The organism is Erwinia sorbitola, from assembly GCF_009738185.1.
GTDB classification, from domain to species: domain Bacteria; phylum Pseudomonadota; class Gammaproteobacteria; order Enterobacterales; family Enterobacteriaceae; genus Erwinia; species Erwinia sorbitola.
In genome coordinates, this window is the sequence record NZ_CP046509.1 from 3,550,886 (window position 1) to 3,565,639 (window position 14,754).

At 52.4% G+C, this 14,754-nt stretch carries 12 protein-coding genes; 3 read left to right on the forward strand and 9 right to left on the reverse strand.

Annotation, left to right across the window (positions count from 1 at the left end; translation table 11 throughout):
* Positions 1 to 3 precede the first annotated feature (3 nt).
* Both GN242_RS16130 and queC read left to right on the forward strand, forming a co-directional pair.
* Positions 4 to 1,704 carry an SgrR family transcriptional regulator gene (locus GN242_RS16130; protein WP_156287831.1) on the forward strand — a complete coding sequence of 567 codons (1,701 nt, stop codon included), beginning with the start codon at positions 4 to 6 and terminating at the stop codon, positions 1,702 to 1,704.
* 79 nt (positions 1,705 to 1,783) lie between these two features.
* Positions 1,784 to 2,479 (forward strand): 7-cyano-7-deazaguanine synthase QueC, encoded by a 696-nt coding sequence (gene queC, locus GN242_RS16135; RefSeq protein WP_154752369.1) that lies wholly within the window; start codon positions 1,784 to 1,786, stop codon positions 2,477 to 2,479.
* Positions 2,480 to 2,510: 31 nt separating this feature from the next.
* Here queC and GN242_RS16140 read toward each other — a convergent pair whose 3' ends face one another.
* The 6 genes from GN242_RS16140 to clpX (GN242_RS16165) form a co-directional block, all read right to left on the reverse strand.
* Positions 2,511 to 2,909, reverse strand: a complete 399-nt coding sequence (locus tag GN242_RS16140) for an acyl-CoA thioesterase (protein WP_154752370.1) — start codon at positions 2,907 to 2,909, stop codon at positions 2,511 to 2,513.
* Positions 2,910 to 3,015: 106 nt separating this feature from the next.
* Positions 3,016 to 3,345, reverse strand: a complete 330-nt coding sequence (locus tag GN242_RS16145; RefSeq protein WP_154752371.1) for a ComEA family DNA-binding protein — start codon at positions 3,343 to 3,345, stop codon at positions 3,016 to 3,018.
* A gap of 138 nt (positions 3,346 to 3,483) precedes the next feature.
* On the reverse strand, positions 3,484 to 5,358 hold the full coding sequence (gene ppiD, locus GN242_RS16150) for a peptidylprolyl isomerase (RefSeq protein WP_154752372.1): 1,875 nt from the start codon (positions 5,356 to 5,358) through the stop codon (positions 3,484 to 3,486).
* A 221-nt stretch (positions 5,359 to 5,579) separates the two neighbouring features.
* A complete protein-coding gene (gene hupB / locus GN242_RS16155) occupies positions 5,580 to 5,852 on the reverse strand; it encodes a nucleoid-associated protein HU-beta (RefSeq protein WP_156287832.1) in 273 nt (90 codons plus the stop codon).
* A 223-nt stretch (positions 5,853 to 6,075) separates the two neighbouring features.
* On the reverse strand, positions 6,076 to 8,430 hold the full coding sequence (gene lon, locus GN242_RS16160; protein ID WP_154752373.1) for an endopeptidase La: 2,355 nt from the start codon (positions 8,428 to 8,430) through the stop codon (positions 6,076 to 6,078).
* Between the two features lie 190 nt (positions 8,431 to 8,620).
* Positions 8,621 to 9,895, reverse strand: a complete 1,275-nt coding sequence (gene clpX, locus GN242_RS16165) for an ATP-dependent protease ATP-binding subunit ClpX (protein WP_154752374.1) — start codon at positions 9,893 to 9,895, stop codon at positions 8,621 to 8,623.
* 285 nt (positions 9,896 to 10,180) lie between these two features.
* On the opposite strand from clpX (GN242_RS16165), the gene GN242_RS16170 reads away from it, so the two are divergent.
* Positions 10,181 to 10,774 carry an ATP-dependent Clp protease proteolytic subunit gene (locus GN242_RS16170; RefSeq protein WP_154752375.1) on the forward strand — a complete coding sequence of 198 codons (594 nt, stop codon included), beginning with the start codon at positions 10,181 to 10,183 and terminating at the stop codon, positions 10,772 to 10,774.
* 62 nt (positions 10,775 to 10,836) lie between these two features.
* On the opposite strand, the gene clpX (GN242_RS16175) is transcribed toward GN242_RS16170, so the two are convergent.
* The 3 genes from clpX (GN242_RS16175) to tig all read right to left on the reverse strand — a co-directional run bounded on the left by clpX (GN242_RS16175) (position 10,837) and on the right by tig (position 14,480).
* On the reverse strand, positions 10,837 to 12,111 hold the full coding sequence (clpX, locus tag GN242_RS16175) for an ATP-dependent protease ATP-binding subunit ClpX (protein ID WP_154752376.1): 1,275 nt from the start codon (positions 12,109 to 12,111) through the stop codon (positions 10,837 to 10,839).
* Positions 12,112 to 12,218: 107 nt separating this feature from the next.
* Positions 12,219 to 12,842, reverse strand: a complete 624-nt coding sequence (gene clpP, locus GN242_RS16180; RefSeq protein WP_154752377.1) for an ATP-dependent Clp endopeptidase proteolytic subunit ClpP — start codon at positions 12,840 to 12,842, stop codon at positions 12,219 to 12,221.
* A 333-nt stretch (positions 12,843 to 13,175) separates the two neighbouring features.
* Positions 13,176 to 14,480 (reverse strand): trigger factor, encoded by a 1,305-nt coding sequence (tig, locus tag GN242_RS16185; RefSeq protein WP_154752378.1) that lies wholly within the window; start codon positions 14,478 to 14,480, stop codon positions 13,176 to 13,178.
* Between the last annotated feature and the right edge of the window lie 274 nt (positions 14,481 to 14,754).

A 14,754-nucleotide genomic window follows, 5' to 3' on the forward strand; every position in this document is an offset into this window, starting at 1 on the left:
GAGATGAGACAACTCAATCGATTGAACCAGTATCAGCGTCTGTGGCAACACAGCGCGGGGCAACCCCAGTCCACCAACGTTGCCGAGATCGCCAACTGCTGTTTTTGCAGCGAACGCCATGCGCGCACCCTGCTGCGTCAATGGCAGAGCAGCGGCTGGCTGGAATGGCAGGCCTCATCAGGGCGAAGCAAACGCGGCCAGCTGACCTTTCTGCACTCGCCCGCTATGTTGCGTAGTCAACTGATGCTGGAGCAGCTCGACAACGGCCAGCCTCAACATGCATTACAGATGGTTCCGCTGGCTCCAGAGCAACTCAGCCAGCTGTTACAGCCGTTTATGGGCGGGCAGTGGCAGAACAACCAGCCAACGCTGCGCATTCCCTATTACCGGCCCCTCGACCCTCTGCGCCCGCTGCTGCAACCTGGCCGCGCCGAACAGCATCTCGCCCAGCAGGTATTCGCCGGATTAAGCCGCCTGTCAGGAGATGACGCCGTACCCGACCTCGCCCACCGCTGGCAGATCAGCGAAGACGGTCTGAGCTGGTTCTTCTTTTTACGCCCGCAGCTACGCTGGCATCATGGTGAAGCGGTTACCGTTGCTCAACTGCAACAGCGCCTGCTGACTGTCCTTGCCTCACCAGTCGGCCAGCGGCTGCTCTCCTGCGTAAAAAATGTTATTCAGGCCCATGTGCTCTGCCTGCGTATCGATTTGCATACGCCGGATAACTGGCTGGCTCACCGGCTGGCGAGCGTACCGTGTCTGCTGCCCCACCCGGATAACCCTGATATTGGTGCAGGACCGTGGCGACTGATGGTCAACTCGCCTGCGCTGCTGCGGCTGGAGAGCCACGGCTGGTACCACGGCCCCCATCCTCTGATGCAGGCGATTGAATACTGGATTGCGCCGCAGCTGTTCGACCCGGGACTGGGTACCAGCTGCCGCCATCCGGTACAGATTGCTATTGGTGCGCAGCAGGACTTAACTACCTTGCAGCCGGTCAGTCAGCGCATCAGTCTCGGATTCTGCTATCTGGCTATTGGTCAGCGGGCCGGACTCTCTGCGGCCCAGGCGCGGCATATCATGTCGCTGGTGCATCAATCCGGTATCATTGAGCAGTTACCCCTGGAAGAGGGTTTAATCACGCCAAGCCGTGAAATGCTGCCGGGCTGGCATATCCCTGACTGGCAGCCAGACCCTGATATTACCCTGCCTGCAAAGCTCAACCTGCACTACCATCTGCCGGTGGAACTGCACGCGATGGCGGAAAAGCTTCAGCAATTACTCACCATGCAGGGGTGCCTGCTGACACTGCATTTTCATCCGGCAAAAAACTGGCAGGAGTATCCATCGCTCGCAGAGGCCGACCTGGTGATGGGAGACAGGCTGATCGGTGAAGCTCCGGTATTTACTCTGGAGAGCTGGCTGCGGCTCGATCCTCTGTGGCCAATTTTATCCGGTAGCGCAGGCTGGCAGCGGCTGCTTACACAATTAAATGAGCTACAGCGCTACCCGGATCAGCAACGGCGTCATCAGCGACTCAAAGCGCTATATCAGCAGCTAATGTCGGATGCGGTTATTACTCCGCTGTTTAACTATCGTTATCAGGTCAGCGCTCCGCCAGATGTAGAAGGAGTGCGGATGAATGCCTGGGGCTGGTTTGATTTTTCCCGCGCGTGGATCCCGCCGCCGGTCACCATTCCCTGAGCGCTCAGGGCAAAGGGGATACCTTTCTGCGCAGCAAGGTATTACCATAGCCAGCAGAAACTCATCAGGAAAAATAAGTATGAAACGTGCAGTGGTGGTATTCAGTGGTGGCCAGGATTCAACAACCTGCCTTATTCAAGCCTTACAGCAGTATGACGAGGTGCACTGCGTCACCTTCGATTATGGCCAGCGCCACCGTGCAGAAATCGACGTAGCCCGAACCTTATCGCTGTCGCTGGGTGCCCGCGCCCACAAAGTGCTGGATGTGACCATGCTTAACGAGCTGGCAGTCAGCAGCCTGACGCGCGATAACATACCGGTTCCGGATTACGATCCCGATGCCAGCGGCCTGCCGAGTACCTTTGTACCGGGACGCAATATCCTGTTTTTAACCTTCGCAGCAATTTACGCTTATCAGATCGAAGCCGAAGCGGTGATCACCGGCGTATGTGAGACCGATTTTTCCGGCTATCCCGACTGCCGCGACGAGTTTGTCAAAGCGTTGAATCATGCTGTCAGTCTCGGCATGGCGCGAGAAATTCGTTTCGAGACCCCGCTGATGTGGCTGAATAAAGCGGAAACCTGGGCACTGGCAGATTACTGGCAGCAGCTTCCTCTGATTCGCAATCAGACACTAACCTGTTACAACGGCGTTCAGGGCGATGGGTGCGGTGATTGCGCGGCCTGCCATCTGCGCGCCAACGGCCTGCATGAATACCAGAAAAACCCGGCAGCGGTGATGCAGGCGATGAAAACTAAAACAGGCCTGATTTGATATCACGCCAGGGGCGGCAGATGCTCCGCCCTTAATGGTTAATGCTTTCCAGCCGCGACCGCAGCTCGCCCTCAAGCGGTAACGCTTTCTTTGATTGCAGATCGATGCAGACAAATGTCAGTGACGCATCAGCAATAGCGCTGCCATCAGACTGTAAAGAGACACGCTGATCGATGATCCCGCTTTTCCCCCCCAGCGTCAGCAGCTGGCTGTTAATCACCAGCACATCCCCCATCAACGCCGGACGGCGATAGTTGATATTAATATTGACCACCACAAAAGCCATTCTGCGCTCATTCATCCAGTGAAATGCTTCATGCTGTTCCAGCCAGGCCCAGCGCGCTTCTTCAAGAAACTCCAGGTAGCGCGCATTATTCACATGTTGATAAACATCCAGGTGGTAGCCGCGTACTTTAATCGTGGTCTGCATAATGCGTCCTCTGTGATAAAAAGGTCACACCAACTGGTATGACCTCATTGATATTAGCAGTCAGATCACGCTTTTTACGGAGCGAAGTGCTGACTCTGGATACAGATCACAATTTAATATTCGCGAGGTTACGCTCCACCAGAATGTTCCCTATGCCGGGTACCTCTTTGAGCTGTTCGAGATGGGTAAACGGCCCATACTGTTCGCGATAGCTGACGATAGACTCGGCTTTCTTCTTGCCGACACCACTCATCGCCGCCATCAGCTCATCGGCGCTGGCGCTGTTGATGCTCACCTGGGCTGCACTTTCTTTTCCGCCTTTTTCCGTGGCGGTTTCGATGGCAGCCGCTGGTGCCGAAGCAGTATTAGCCTGCGCAGGCAGCATCATGCCCATGGCAAGTGCGAAAGAGAGTGCCTGTAAAATACGATTAATCATGCTGTTTCCTCCTTGTGTTTGACAGCAACGCTACCCTAACGTCACGCTGACCCTCCGGCAAACAGCAGATTTCAAAAATGGAAAAGGCCGCATAAGCGGCCTTTAGTCTTGCAATCAGTTGCAGTGAGTTTGCGAGGCTTATTGCGCCTGCGCGGCTGCACCATATTTGATTTTGGCGTCTTTACGCAGGTTGCTCAACAGAGCCGCAAAGGCCAGCTGGGCATTATTCTGGGTGATACCCTGAACCAGCGCCTGCTTCTGTGCATCCGGCATGGTGCCTTTTTGAACTTTATCAAGCGCCATCACCACAATGTTCCCCTGAGCATCTTCGCTGACACCGAATGAAGGTTTACCTTCTGATGGCAGCGGCAGTGCAAAGGCTGCCTGTGACAGTGCATCCTGGCCAGTACGCGACAGCGTCTGCTGCGCACCAAAGCTCAGGCCTGCGGCTTTCAGAGCCTCATCACCCTTACCTGCTTTAAGTTCAGCCAGCAATTTATCAGCCTGAGCTTTCGCTTCCTGCTGTGCTTTCTGCACCTTCAGCATATCGGTAATCTGAGCGGTAACCTCACTCAGCGGTTTAAGAGCTTCAGGCTTATGCTGGCTGATGCGCAGCACAAAGGCACGGTCACCATCCACGGTAATGATGTCGGAGTTGCTTCCCGGCGAACCGTTTTCGCCCACCAGATTGCCGTCAAAGATCGCATCCTGCACCGCTTTAAAGTTCAGCTCGGCAGGGAGACTGTCACGGCCAAACCAGCCTGTTTCAACGGCTTTAACGCCAGCAACCTGCTCTGCACCGGCCAGCGACTCGTTGTCGTTGCTCGCCGCATCGCTTACTTTCTGTTGCAGCTTATAGTAAGCATCAACAGCTTTTTCCTGCTTCACTGTTGCAGCAATCTCGTCATGCATTTCAGCCAGAGGTTTGATTTTCTCTGGTTGGATATCATCAAGGCGCGCAACAATAAAGCCGACGGAGGATTTGATGACTGAAGAAAGCTGACCTTTCTCTTTCAGCCCGGCATTTTTCAGCTCATCTGGTGTGGTGTCAGGTTCCAGCCAGCCCATATCGCCACCGTTACGGGCAGAAATAGGATCAGCGGATTTCTGTTTCGCCAGTGTGGCGAAGTCACCGCCTTTCTTCAGCGCATCCAGAACAGACTGAGCTTCAGCTTCTGTTTTGGTCTGGATGATGCTGTAACGATTACGCTGCGGCTGGGTGTAACTCTGCTGGTGTTGATCGTACCAGCTCTGAATGTCGCTCTCGCTCACCGGCTGCTGCATGCTGGCTGCATCCAGCTTGATGTAGCTCACGCGGAACTGCTCAGGAGACATAAAGTTGTTTTTGTTCTGCTGGTAGTAGCTGTTGATCTCTTCCGGGGTCACGGTCTGCTTTGCTACCAGGGCATCGATGTTAATCGTAACTTCACGCACCAGACGCTGCTGAGATACCAGTGCCGCCAGGGAATCTGTTTCATTAGCCAGCATGAAATCCGTTCCGGTCACGGACTGAATCAGCTGCTGCGTGGTCAGCTGCTTACGCAGTGCTTCAGCATACTGATCGGCAGAGAAGCCCATGTTATTGATAATGCTCATATACTTGGCATTATCAAATTTACCATTGGTCTGGAATGCGGGCTGATTGAAAATCGCCTGTTTGACCTGCTCATCACTAATAGCAAGACCAAGATCTTTGGCATACTCGTCCAGTAACAGTTCATCAATCAGCTGAGAGAGCGCCTGCTGGCGGATCTGCTGCATGTAACCTTCGTTACCCGCCAGAGCCGAGAACTGATCGCCCAGCATCTGCTGCTGGCGTGAACGTTCGCTGCTGAAAGCACGTTCTAACTGTGCACGGCTGATTTCCTGGCCATTAACTTTGGCGGCGTAATCACCACCGATACCGCCTGTCAGATACCCGCCTACGCCGGTAAGGACGAAGGAAAGGATGATCAGGCCCAGTATAATTTTGAGCACGACATGGTTCGACGCCGCGCGTAAATTGTCCATCATGGTGTGACAACACTCCGCTGTAGTGTGAATGTAAAACCTTGCGCTGCCGTCCCGAGTTCCCGAGGACGCACTTAGCCATTTAGACAACCGCAGCACGCGTTTGTCATTGAAACATAAAAAAAGGCACATCAAGCTGCTGATGTGCCCCGTATGTTACATGAGAACGCGTTGGCGATCCTCAATACGCCGAAGAAATCTGCTTCTGCGACTGCTTAATGCACTTAATTTACAGAGTCTTTCAACGCTTTACCGGCACGGAACCCAGGTACTTTACCCGCAGCAATAGTAATTTCTTTACCGGTTTGTGGGTTGCGACCAGTACGCTCGGCGCGTTCACGCACGGAGAAAGTACCGAAGCCGACCAGCGCTACTTCATCGCCAGCCTGCAAAGATTCAGTAACTGAACTGATAAAAGCATCTAACACACGTCCCGCTGCTGCTTTGGAAATATCGGCGTTGGCAGCAATTTTGTCGATCAACTGTGACTTATTCACTCACTCATCCCCTCTTTTATTTTTACACCGTAACAGGTTTTCTGACCTGAACGTTCGTGCGTTATTTGTTATGGCTATTCTGCCAGAGCTTGTTGAGCCTCAGTAACCCGCAACTTTTACCGTCACTGGCTTAACAGCATCCTAACTTAACGGCACAAAAAAAAGCTGGCAAGCACCAATTCACTTACCAGCTCTAGTTTTACCGTGAGTTTGCCTTAAATCACTATTTTGCTGTGACAACCTGCATGCCGTAAGGGGCATTTTGCAGGGCCAGAGCTAATACTTCTTCAATGCGTTTCACCGGATGGATGTCCAGATCGGCAATTACGTTGTCAGGAATTTCTTCCAGGTCACGTTTGTTCTCATCTGGGATCAGCACCGTTTTAATGCCGCCACGGTGAGCTGCCAGCAGTTTTTCTTTCAGACCGCCAATCGGCAGAACCTGACCACGCAGCGTGATCTCACCCGTCATAGCAACATCCGCACGTACCGGGTTGCCCGTCAGGCAGGAGACCAGAGCCGTACACATGGCGATACCTGCGCTTGGGCCATCTTTTGGCGTTGCTCCTTCAGGCACGTGAACATGGATATCACGTTTCTCGTAGAAGTCGCCATTGATGCCCAGTTTTTCAGCACGGGCGCGCACTACGGTCAGCGCAGCCTGAATCGACTCCTGCATGACCTCACCCAAAGAACCGGTATAGGTCAGTTTGCCTTTACCAGGCACACACGCGGTTTCGATGGTCAGCAGATCGCCGCCCACTTCAGTCCATGCCAGACCCGTTACCTGACCTACGCGGTTTTCGCTATCGGCACGACCATAGTCAAAACGCTGCACGCCGAGGTAATCTTTGAGGTTATCGCCGTTAATCTCGATGTGTTTGATGGACTTGTCCATCAGCAACGTTTTCACCGCCTTACGGCACAGTTTGGACAATTCACGCTCAAGGCTACGTACCCCCGCTTCACGGGTGTAATAACGAATGATGCCAACAATGGCGCTGTCGTCCACGGTCAGTTCATTTTTCTTTAGTGCGTTACGCTCAATCTGTTTCGACAGCAGGTGCTGTTTAGCAATGTTGAGTTTTTCATCTTCGGTGTAGCCCGACAGACGAATCACTTCCATACGATCCAGCAGCGGTGCCGGGATGTTCATTGAGTTAGACGTTGCCACAAACATCACATCGGAAAGATCGTAATCCACTTCCAGATAGTGATCGTTAAAAGCAATGTTTTGCTCTGGATCAAGCACTTCCAGCAGCGCTGATGCAGGGTCACCACGCATGTCTGAGGACATTTTGTCGATCTCATCCAACAGGAACAGCGGGTTTTTTACCCCCACTTTTGCCATTTTTTGGATCAGTTTGCCCGGCATGGAACCAATATAAGTACGGCGGTGACCGCGGATTTCCGCTTCATCACGTACCCCACCCAAAGCCATACGCACGTATTTACGCCCGGTGGCTTTAGCAATGGATTGCCCCAGCGAGGTTTTACCCACACCCGGAGGCCCCACCAGGCACAGGATTGGGCCTTTAATTTTGCTGACGCGGCTCTGGACTGCCAAATATTCCAGGATACGGTCTTTAACACGCTCAAGGCCGAAGTGGTCGGTATCCAGCGTTTCCTGCGCCTTAACCAGATCTTTCTTCACTTTGCTGCGCGCATTCCATGGCACCTGTACCATCCAGTCAATGTAACCACGCACTACAGTGGCTTCCGCTGACATTGGCGACATCATTTTCAGCTTTTGCAGCTCGGCTTCGGTCTTTTCACGCGCTTCTTTCGGCATTTTAGCCGCATCGATTTTGCGTTTCAGCGCTTCGTTTTCATCCGGCGCATCGTCCATCTCGCCCAGTTCTTTCTGAATGGCCTTCATCTGCTCATTCAGATAGTACTCACGCTGGCTTTTTTCCATCTGTTTTTTGACGCGGTTACGGATGCGTTTCTCAACCTGTAACAGGTCAATCTCCGACTCCATCATCGCCATCAGATATTCCAGACGCTCGTTGATATCTGACATTTCGAGAACAGACTGTTTATCAGCCAGTTTCAGCGGCATATGTGCAGCAACGGTATCGGCCAGACGCGCAGCATCATCAATGCTGTTAAGTGAGGTCAGAACTTCCGGCGGGATCTTCTTGTTCAGTTTGATATAACCTTCAAACTGATTGATCGCCGTACGCACCAGCACTTCCTGCTCGCGCTCTTCAATTTCAGGCGACTCCAGGTATTCTGCCTGAGCCGTAAAGTGGTCGCCGTTATCAGATAAGGTAGTGATATGTGCACGCTGTAAACCTTCCACCAGCACTTTTACCGTGCCGTCCGGGAGTTTCAGCATTTGCAGAATAGAGGCAACCGTCCCGACTGAGAAGAGATCGTTGATGCCAGGTTCATCCGTTGAAGCTTCTTTCTGAGCGACCAGCATGATTTTTTTGTCATGATCCATGGCGGCTTCAAGGCAGCGAATTGATTTTTCACGACCAACAAACAACGGAATGACCATGTGCGGATAAACCACTACGTCACGCAACGGCAACACAGGGATTTCAATGCGTTCAGAACGCTCAGGATTCATAGAGCTCTCTCTTAGTTTAATTTCCGCCAGGGTAAGGGGAACCGCATCATCCAGAAAAAGTGCAGTTTGACCCACAGGTATCTGAGTATATGGGGATGAACGGAATAGATTCAATGTTGGCTTTACGAGAAAAGCAAAAGGGGGAACATTTTCCCCCTTTTCAGATAACTGACTGGAATGATTTGCTTATTTATTCGCCAGATGCCTGCTGTGCTTCGGGCTTGCTGTAAATCAGTAACGGCTCACTGTTGCCATCAATAACTGACTCATCAATCACCACTTTCTCCACGTCATCAAGCGACGGCAGATCGTACATGGTATTCAGCAGCGCACCTTCCACGATGGAGCGCAGGCCGCGGGCACCGGTTTTGCGTGACATCGCCTTTTTAGCTATCGCCGTCAGCGCTTCCTCACGGAACTCCAGCTCAACGCCTTCCAGGCTGAACAATGCCTGATACTGCTTGGTCAGCGCATTTTTTGGCTCACGCAGGATCTGGATCAGCGCGTCTTCACTCAGCTCCGTCAGCGTTGCCACCACCGGCAGACGGCCGATGAACTCGGGGATCAGACCAAACTTAATCAGATCTTCCGGCTCTACCTGCGCCAGCAGTTCGCCTTCGGTCGCTTTCTCAGACTTGCCCTTTACCGACGCGCCAAAACCAATCCCGGTGCCGGTGTCCACGCGCTGCGATACCACTTTATCCAGGCCGGCAAACGCACCGCCACAGATAAACAGAATTTTCGAAGTATCAACCTGCAAAAACTCCTGCTGCGGATGCTTACGCCCACCCTGCGGCGGCACGGCGGCCACCGTGCCTTCGATCAGCTTCAGCAGCGCCTGCTGCACGCCTTCGCCGGACACGTCGCGGGTAATCGACGGGTTATCTGACTTACGGGAAATCTTGTCGATTTCATCGATGTAGACAATCCCGCGCTGCGCCTTCTGCACATCATAGTCGCACTTCTGCAACAGCTTCTGGATGATGTTTTCCACATCTTCGCCCACATAACCGGCTTCGGTCAGGGTGGTGGCGTCGGCCATGGTAAACGGCACGTCCAGCAGGCGCGCCAGCGTTTCAGCCAGCAGGGTTTTACCGCTACCGGTCGGGCCGATCAGCAGGATGTTACTTTTGCCCAGCTCGATGCCGTTGCTGGTATCGCCATTACGCAGGCGCTTGTAGTGGTTATAAACCGCCACCGACAAGACCTTCTTCGCCCGCTCCTGACCGATAACATAGTCATCAAGATGGTGGCGGATTTCATGCGGCGTAGGCAGCGAGCTGCGCTCACGATGCGGCACAACTTCTTTGATCTCTTCGCGAATAATGTCGTTACATAAGTCGACGCATTCATCGCAGATGTAGACTGACGGGCCGGCAATCAGCTTACGCACTTCATGCTGGCTTTTGCCGCAAAAAGAGCAGTACAGCAGTTTCCCTGAACCGTCTTTGCGCTTATCTGTCATCAGTTAACCTCATGCCTTACTTAATTTACACGTACCAGTCCTTAATATAGCCCATTTCCGGCTTTAATTGGGAGTAAAAGTCCGTCAGGCTACGTCATCACAAGAGTTAAAGACAAATAGTCTTAGCGTGTACAATAAATGAGCGAATGCCGGGCTTTTTAGACAAAAAAACATTTAACATACTGTTTTAAATACCAATGCCCCATGGATATTACTGTTGATTTAGCTGCTAACTGGATTATGCTAAACTCTGGTCACTTATGAATATCCGATGGAGTGTAAAGCATGCCTCAAGAGCCAAATAAAGAAGAAAACGGGCAGGAAGAGAAGATTTCCTCACTGGCAGTCAGCAAGCTACTTCAGTCACGCTCTATTATCATTTCTGGTGAGATTAATCAGGCACTTGCTGAAAAAGTGACCGCACAGCTGCTGATCCTGCAAGAGATGGGTGATGAGCCTGTTAAGCTGTTTATCAACAGCCAGGGTGGTCATGTTGAAGCGGGTGATACCATCCACGACATGATTAAATTTGTGAAACCTAAAGTGCTGGTGATTGGTACCGGCTGGGTTGCCAGCGCAGGTATCACTATCTTCCTTGCGGCAGAAAAAGAGGATCGTTACTCGCTGCCAAATACGCGCTTTATGATCCATCAGCCGCTGGGCGGCGTTCGTGGTAAGGTCTCTGATATTGAGATTGAAGCGAAAGAGCTCCTGCGTGCGCGTGCGCGTATCAACCAGCTGATTAGCAAAGCAACAGGCCAGCCGCTGGAAAAAGTAGAAAAAGATACTGACAGTAACTACTGGATGAGCCCTGAACAGGCCGTTGATTACGGGATTACTACCCACGTCATCAGCCAGTGGGATGAGCTGAAAGTCTGAGCCGGTTTTCAGTCAAAAAAAGGCCCGCAGATGCGGGCCTTTTTTATTGGCACAATATCAGGTTATTCGCCTGATGCCTGCTGAGTTTCGGGCTTGCCGTAGATCAGCTTAGGTTCGCTGTCACCTTCAATGACCGGCGCATCTACCACGACTTTCTCCACGTCATCAAGCGACGGCAGATCGTACATGGTATTCAGCAGCGCACCTTCCACGATGGAGCGCAGGCCGCGGGCACCGGTTTTGCGCGACATTGCCTTTTTGGCTATCGCCGTCAGCGCATCTTCACGGAACTCCAGCTCAACGCCTTCCAGGCTGAACAATGCCTGATACTGCTTGGTAAGCGCATTTTTTGGCTCACGCAGGATCTGGATCAGCGCGTCTTCACTCAGCTCCGTCAGCGTTGCCACCACCGGCAGGCGGCCGATGAACTCGGGGATCAGACCAAACTTGATCAGATCTTCCGGCTCTACCTGCGCCAGCAGTTCGCCTTCGGTCGCTTTCTCAGACTTGCCCTTCACCGAAGCGCCAAAACCAATCCCGGTGCCGGTGTCCACGCGCTGCGATACCACTTTATCCAGGCCGGCAAACGCACCGCCACAGATAAACAGAATTTTCGAAGTATCAACCTGCAAAAACTCCTGCTGCGGATGCTTGCGCCCACCCTGCGGCGGCACGGCGGCCACCGTGCCTTCGATCAGCTTCAGCAGCGCCTGCTGCACGCCTTCGCCGGACACGTCGCGGGTAATCGACGGGTTATCTGACTTACGGGAAATCTTGTCGATTTCATCGATGTAGACAATTCCGCGCTGCGCCTTCTGCACATCATAGTCGCACTTCTGCAACAGCTTCTGGATGATGTTTTCCACATCTTCGCCCACATAACCGGCTTCGGTCAGGGTGGTGGCGTCGGCCATGGTAAACGGCACGTCCAGCAGGCGCGCCAGCGTTTCAGCCAGCAGGGTTTTACCGCTACCGGTCGGGCCGATCAGCAGGATGTTACTTTTGCCCAGCTCGATGCCGTTGCTGGTATCGCCATTGCGCAGGCGCTTGTAGTGGTTATAAACCGCCACCGACAAGACCTTCTTCGCCCGCTCCTGACCGATAACATAGTCATCAAGATGGTGGCGGATTTCGTGCGGCGTGGGCAGCGAGCTGCGCTCGCGGTGCGGCGCAACTTCTTTGATCTCTTCGCGAATAATGTCGTTACATAAGTCGACGCATTCATCGCAGACATACACAGACGGGCCGGCGATCAGCTTACGCACTTCATGCTGGCTTTTGCCGCAAAAAGAGCAGTACAGCAGTTTCCCTGAACCGTCTTTGCGTTTATCAGTCATTTACTTCCCCCTCATTGTCACACTCACCTTCCCACCAGGGGTTAGTTACGCAGGCCGCCACCAGAGCTATCTGCGAAGGCAACGGCTACATGTCACAACATGTTTAATCAGTTACGCTGGGACAGCACAGAATCCACTAAGCCGTACTCTACGGATTCGCTGGCCGACAGGAAACGGTCGCGGTTGGTATCACGCTCAATGGTTTCAATTGTCTGCCCGGTATGTTTTGCCATCAGCTCGTTCATCATCTGCTTAGTTTTGATGATTTCACGTGCATGAATATCAATATCTGATGCCTGGCCCTGGAAACCGCCCAGCGGCTGGTGGATCATCACACGCGAATTAGGCAGGCAGTAACGTTTGCCCTTCGCTCCCGCAGTCAGCAGGAAAGCCCCCATCGAACAGGCCTGACCCATACAAATCGTGCTGACGTCAGGTTTGATAAACTGCATAGTGTCGTAAATTGACATCCCTGCGGTGATGACGCCACCAGGAGAGTTAATGTACAGGTGGATATCCTTTTCAGGGTTCTCCGCTTCCAAAAACAGCATCTGCGCAACGATCAGGTTAGCCATATGGTCTTCGACCTGGCCGGTCAGAAAAATAATGCGCTCTTTCAGCAGGCGCGAGTAGATGTCGTAAGAACGCTCTCCGCGAGAAGTTTGTTCGACCACCATTGGCACCAGAGCCATATGAGGTGCAGTTTGTTCACGTTCGCCGCTGTATGACATTATCGTCTCCTGGATAAATTTCATTTGGCAACACTCTGAAGCAATTCTACTTGAGAGCGATCAGGAACACTATGATTCCAGGCCTTTCACCCGACACCGTCCGGACAGTTATCGGGCCTGATGACTTCGTTGTAACGATTTGGGGATGATCCCCTGCTATTTCAAGCATAACAACGTTTTTATCAACTGCTAACCAGGAAAAGTAGCTTAGTCGATATTTTGCAGATTAAATGCGCAAATAGCCCACAAAAGCAGTGCGATTTTTGCCCATAAACGACAAAAGCCCGCAACCAGAAGGCTGCGGGCTTTCACGTCAACTTACAAGTCTGAAGATCAGGCCGTAGCGGTCTGGTTCATCAGTTCCTGGAAGTTAGTGGCTTTTTCAGTCACTTTCGCTTTTTCCAGCACGGCTTCAACAGCCTGCTCTTCCAGCGCGACGTTACGCATGTTGTTCATCAGCTCATTGTTTTTGCTGTAGAACTCGATCACTTCTGATGGATCTTCGTACGCAGAAGCCATCTCTTCGATCAGCGCTTTAACACGGTCTTCGTCAGCTTTCAGCTCATGGGTACGAATCACTTCGCCCAACAGCAGGCCAACAACTACGCGGCGTTTAGCCTGCTCTTCGAACAGTTCACGAGGCAGCTCCAGAGCCTGCTTCTCGTTACCGCCAAAGCGCTGTGCAGCCTGACGCTTAAGCACATCGATTTCACCGTCAACCAGCGCAGCAGGAACATCGATGTCGTTGGCTTTCACCAGACCGTCGATTGCCTGAGTCTTAACACGGTTACGCACGGCACCTTTCAGCTCACGCTGCATGTTCTTACGCACTTCAGCACGCAGACCTGCGATAGAACCATCTTCCACGCCGAAACGCTTGATGAACTCTTCGGTGAACTCAGGCAGTTCGCGTACTTCAACTTTCTTCAGTACGATTTCAAACTTCGCTGCTTTACCTTTCAGGTTCTCAGCGTGGTAATCGTCCGGGAAGTTAACGTCGATAGTGAAGGTTTCGCCCGCTTTGTGGCCAACAACACCCTCTTCGAAGCCTGGAATCATACGACCCTGGCCCATTGCCAGTACGAAATCAGTCGCTTTGCCGCCTTCGAACTCTTCGCCGTCTACAGAACCAGAGAAGTCGATGGTTGCACGATCTTCAGCGGTAGCCGCTGCGTCAGTCTCTTTCCAGGTGGCCTGCTGCTTGCGCAGAGTGTCCAGCATGGCATCAACATCAGCATCAGTCACTTCTACAACCGGTTTTTCAACTTCGATTGCATCCAGACCTTTCAGCTCAACTTCCGGGTACACTTCAAACTCCGCAGAGAATGTGAAGTCTTCACCCAATTTGTATTCGCCAGGCACATATTTTGGTGCGCCAGCCGGATTGATCTTTTCTTTGATGATGGCGTCAACAAAGCTGCGCTGCATCAGATCGCCCAGAACATCCTGGCGAACAGAGGCACCGTAGCGCTGTTCTACAACAGTCATCGGCACTTTTCCTTTGCGGAAACCGTCGATACGCACTTTTTTAGCTACGCTGACCAGCTCACTTTTCACCGCGTTTTCGATCACATCTTTCTCAACGGTAATCGTTACGCGACGGCCCAGGCCCTGAGTTGTTTCTACTGAAACTTGCATCTTAATACCTCAAAAAAATCACGTGCTCGGTCAACTTCAGACTTACCCCACTGGGGTCAGCAGAGCGAATCTAAGAACCGGGACGGCTTCTGATGCCAGAACCACATTCCCTGTTTTACAGAAGCGTCCCGAAGACATTCCGGAAAAATTAGACGCAGCATTATAGCGGCAACGTCTTTATGAGTCGAGGCTACACTCTCGCCTGAACTACGCTCCTTTTTACATTTTTACCGACAAATCGCAAGAATTTGGTTAAGGCCACATTTTTTTCAGT

Excerpts from the sequence above, each read along its gene's own strand:
- clpX (WP_154752376.1), bottom strand. The coding sequence starts at position 12,111 with ATGACTGATAAACGCAAAGACGGTTCAGGGAAACTGCTGTACTGCTCT.
- GN242_RS16140 (WP_154752370.1), bottom strand. The coding sequence starts at position 2,909 with ATGCAGACCACGATTAAAGTACGCGGCTACCACCTGGATGTTTATCAA.
- queC (WP_154752369.1), top strand. The coding sequence starts at position 1,784 with ATGAAACGTGCAGTGGTGGTATTCAGTGGTGGCCAGGATTCAACAACC.
- tig (WP_154752378.1), bottom strand. The coding sequence starts at position 14,480 with ATGCAAGTTTCAGTAGAAACAACTCAGGGCCTGGGCCGTCGCGTAACG.
- ppiD (WP_154752372.1), bottom strand. The coding sequence starts at position 5,358 with ATGATGGACAATTTACGCGCGGCGTCGAACCATGTCGTGCTCAAAATT.
- lon (WP_154752373.1), bottom strand. The coding sequence starts at position 8,430 with ATGAATCCTGAGCGTTCTGAACGCATTGAAATCCCTGTGTTGCCGTTG.
- clpX (WP_154752374.1), bottom strand. The coding sequence starts at position 9,895 with ATGACAGATAAGCGCAAAGACGGTTCAGGGAAACTGCTGTACTGCTCT.
- GN242_RS16130 (WP_156287831.1), top strand. The coding sequence starts at position 4 with ATGAGACAACTCAATCGATTGAACCAGTATCAGCGTCTGTGGCAACAC.
- GN242_RS16170 (WP_154752375.1), top strand. The coding sequence starts at position 10,181 with ATGCCTCAAGAGCCAAATAAAGAAGAAAACGGGCAGGAAGAGAAGATT.
- GN242_RS16145 (WP_154752371.1), bottom strand. The coding sequence starts at position 3,345 with ATGATTAATCGTATTTTACAGGCACTCTCTTTCGCACTTGCCATGGGC.
- clpP (WP_154752377.1), bottom strand. The coding sequence starts at position 12,842 with ATGTCATACAGCGGCGAACGTGAACAAACTGCACCTCATATGGCTCTG.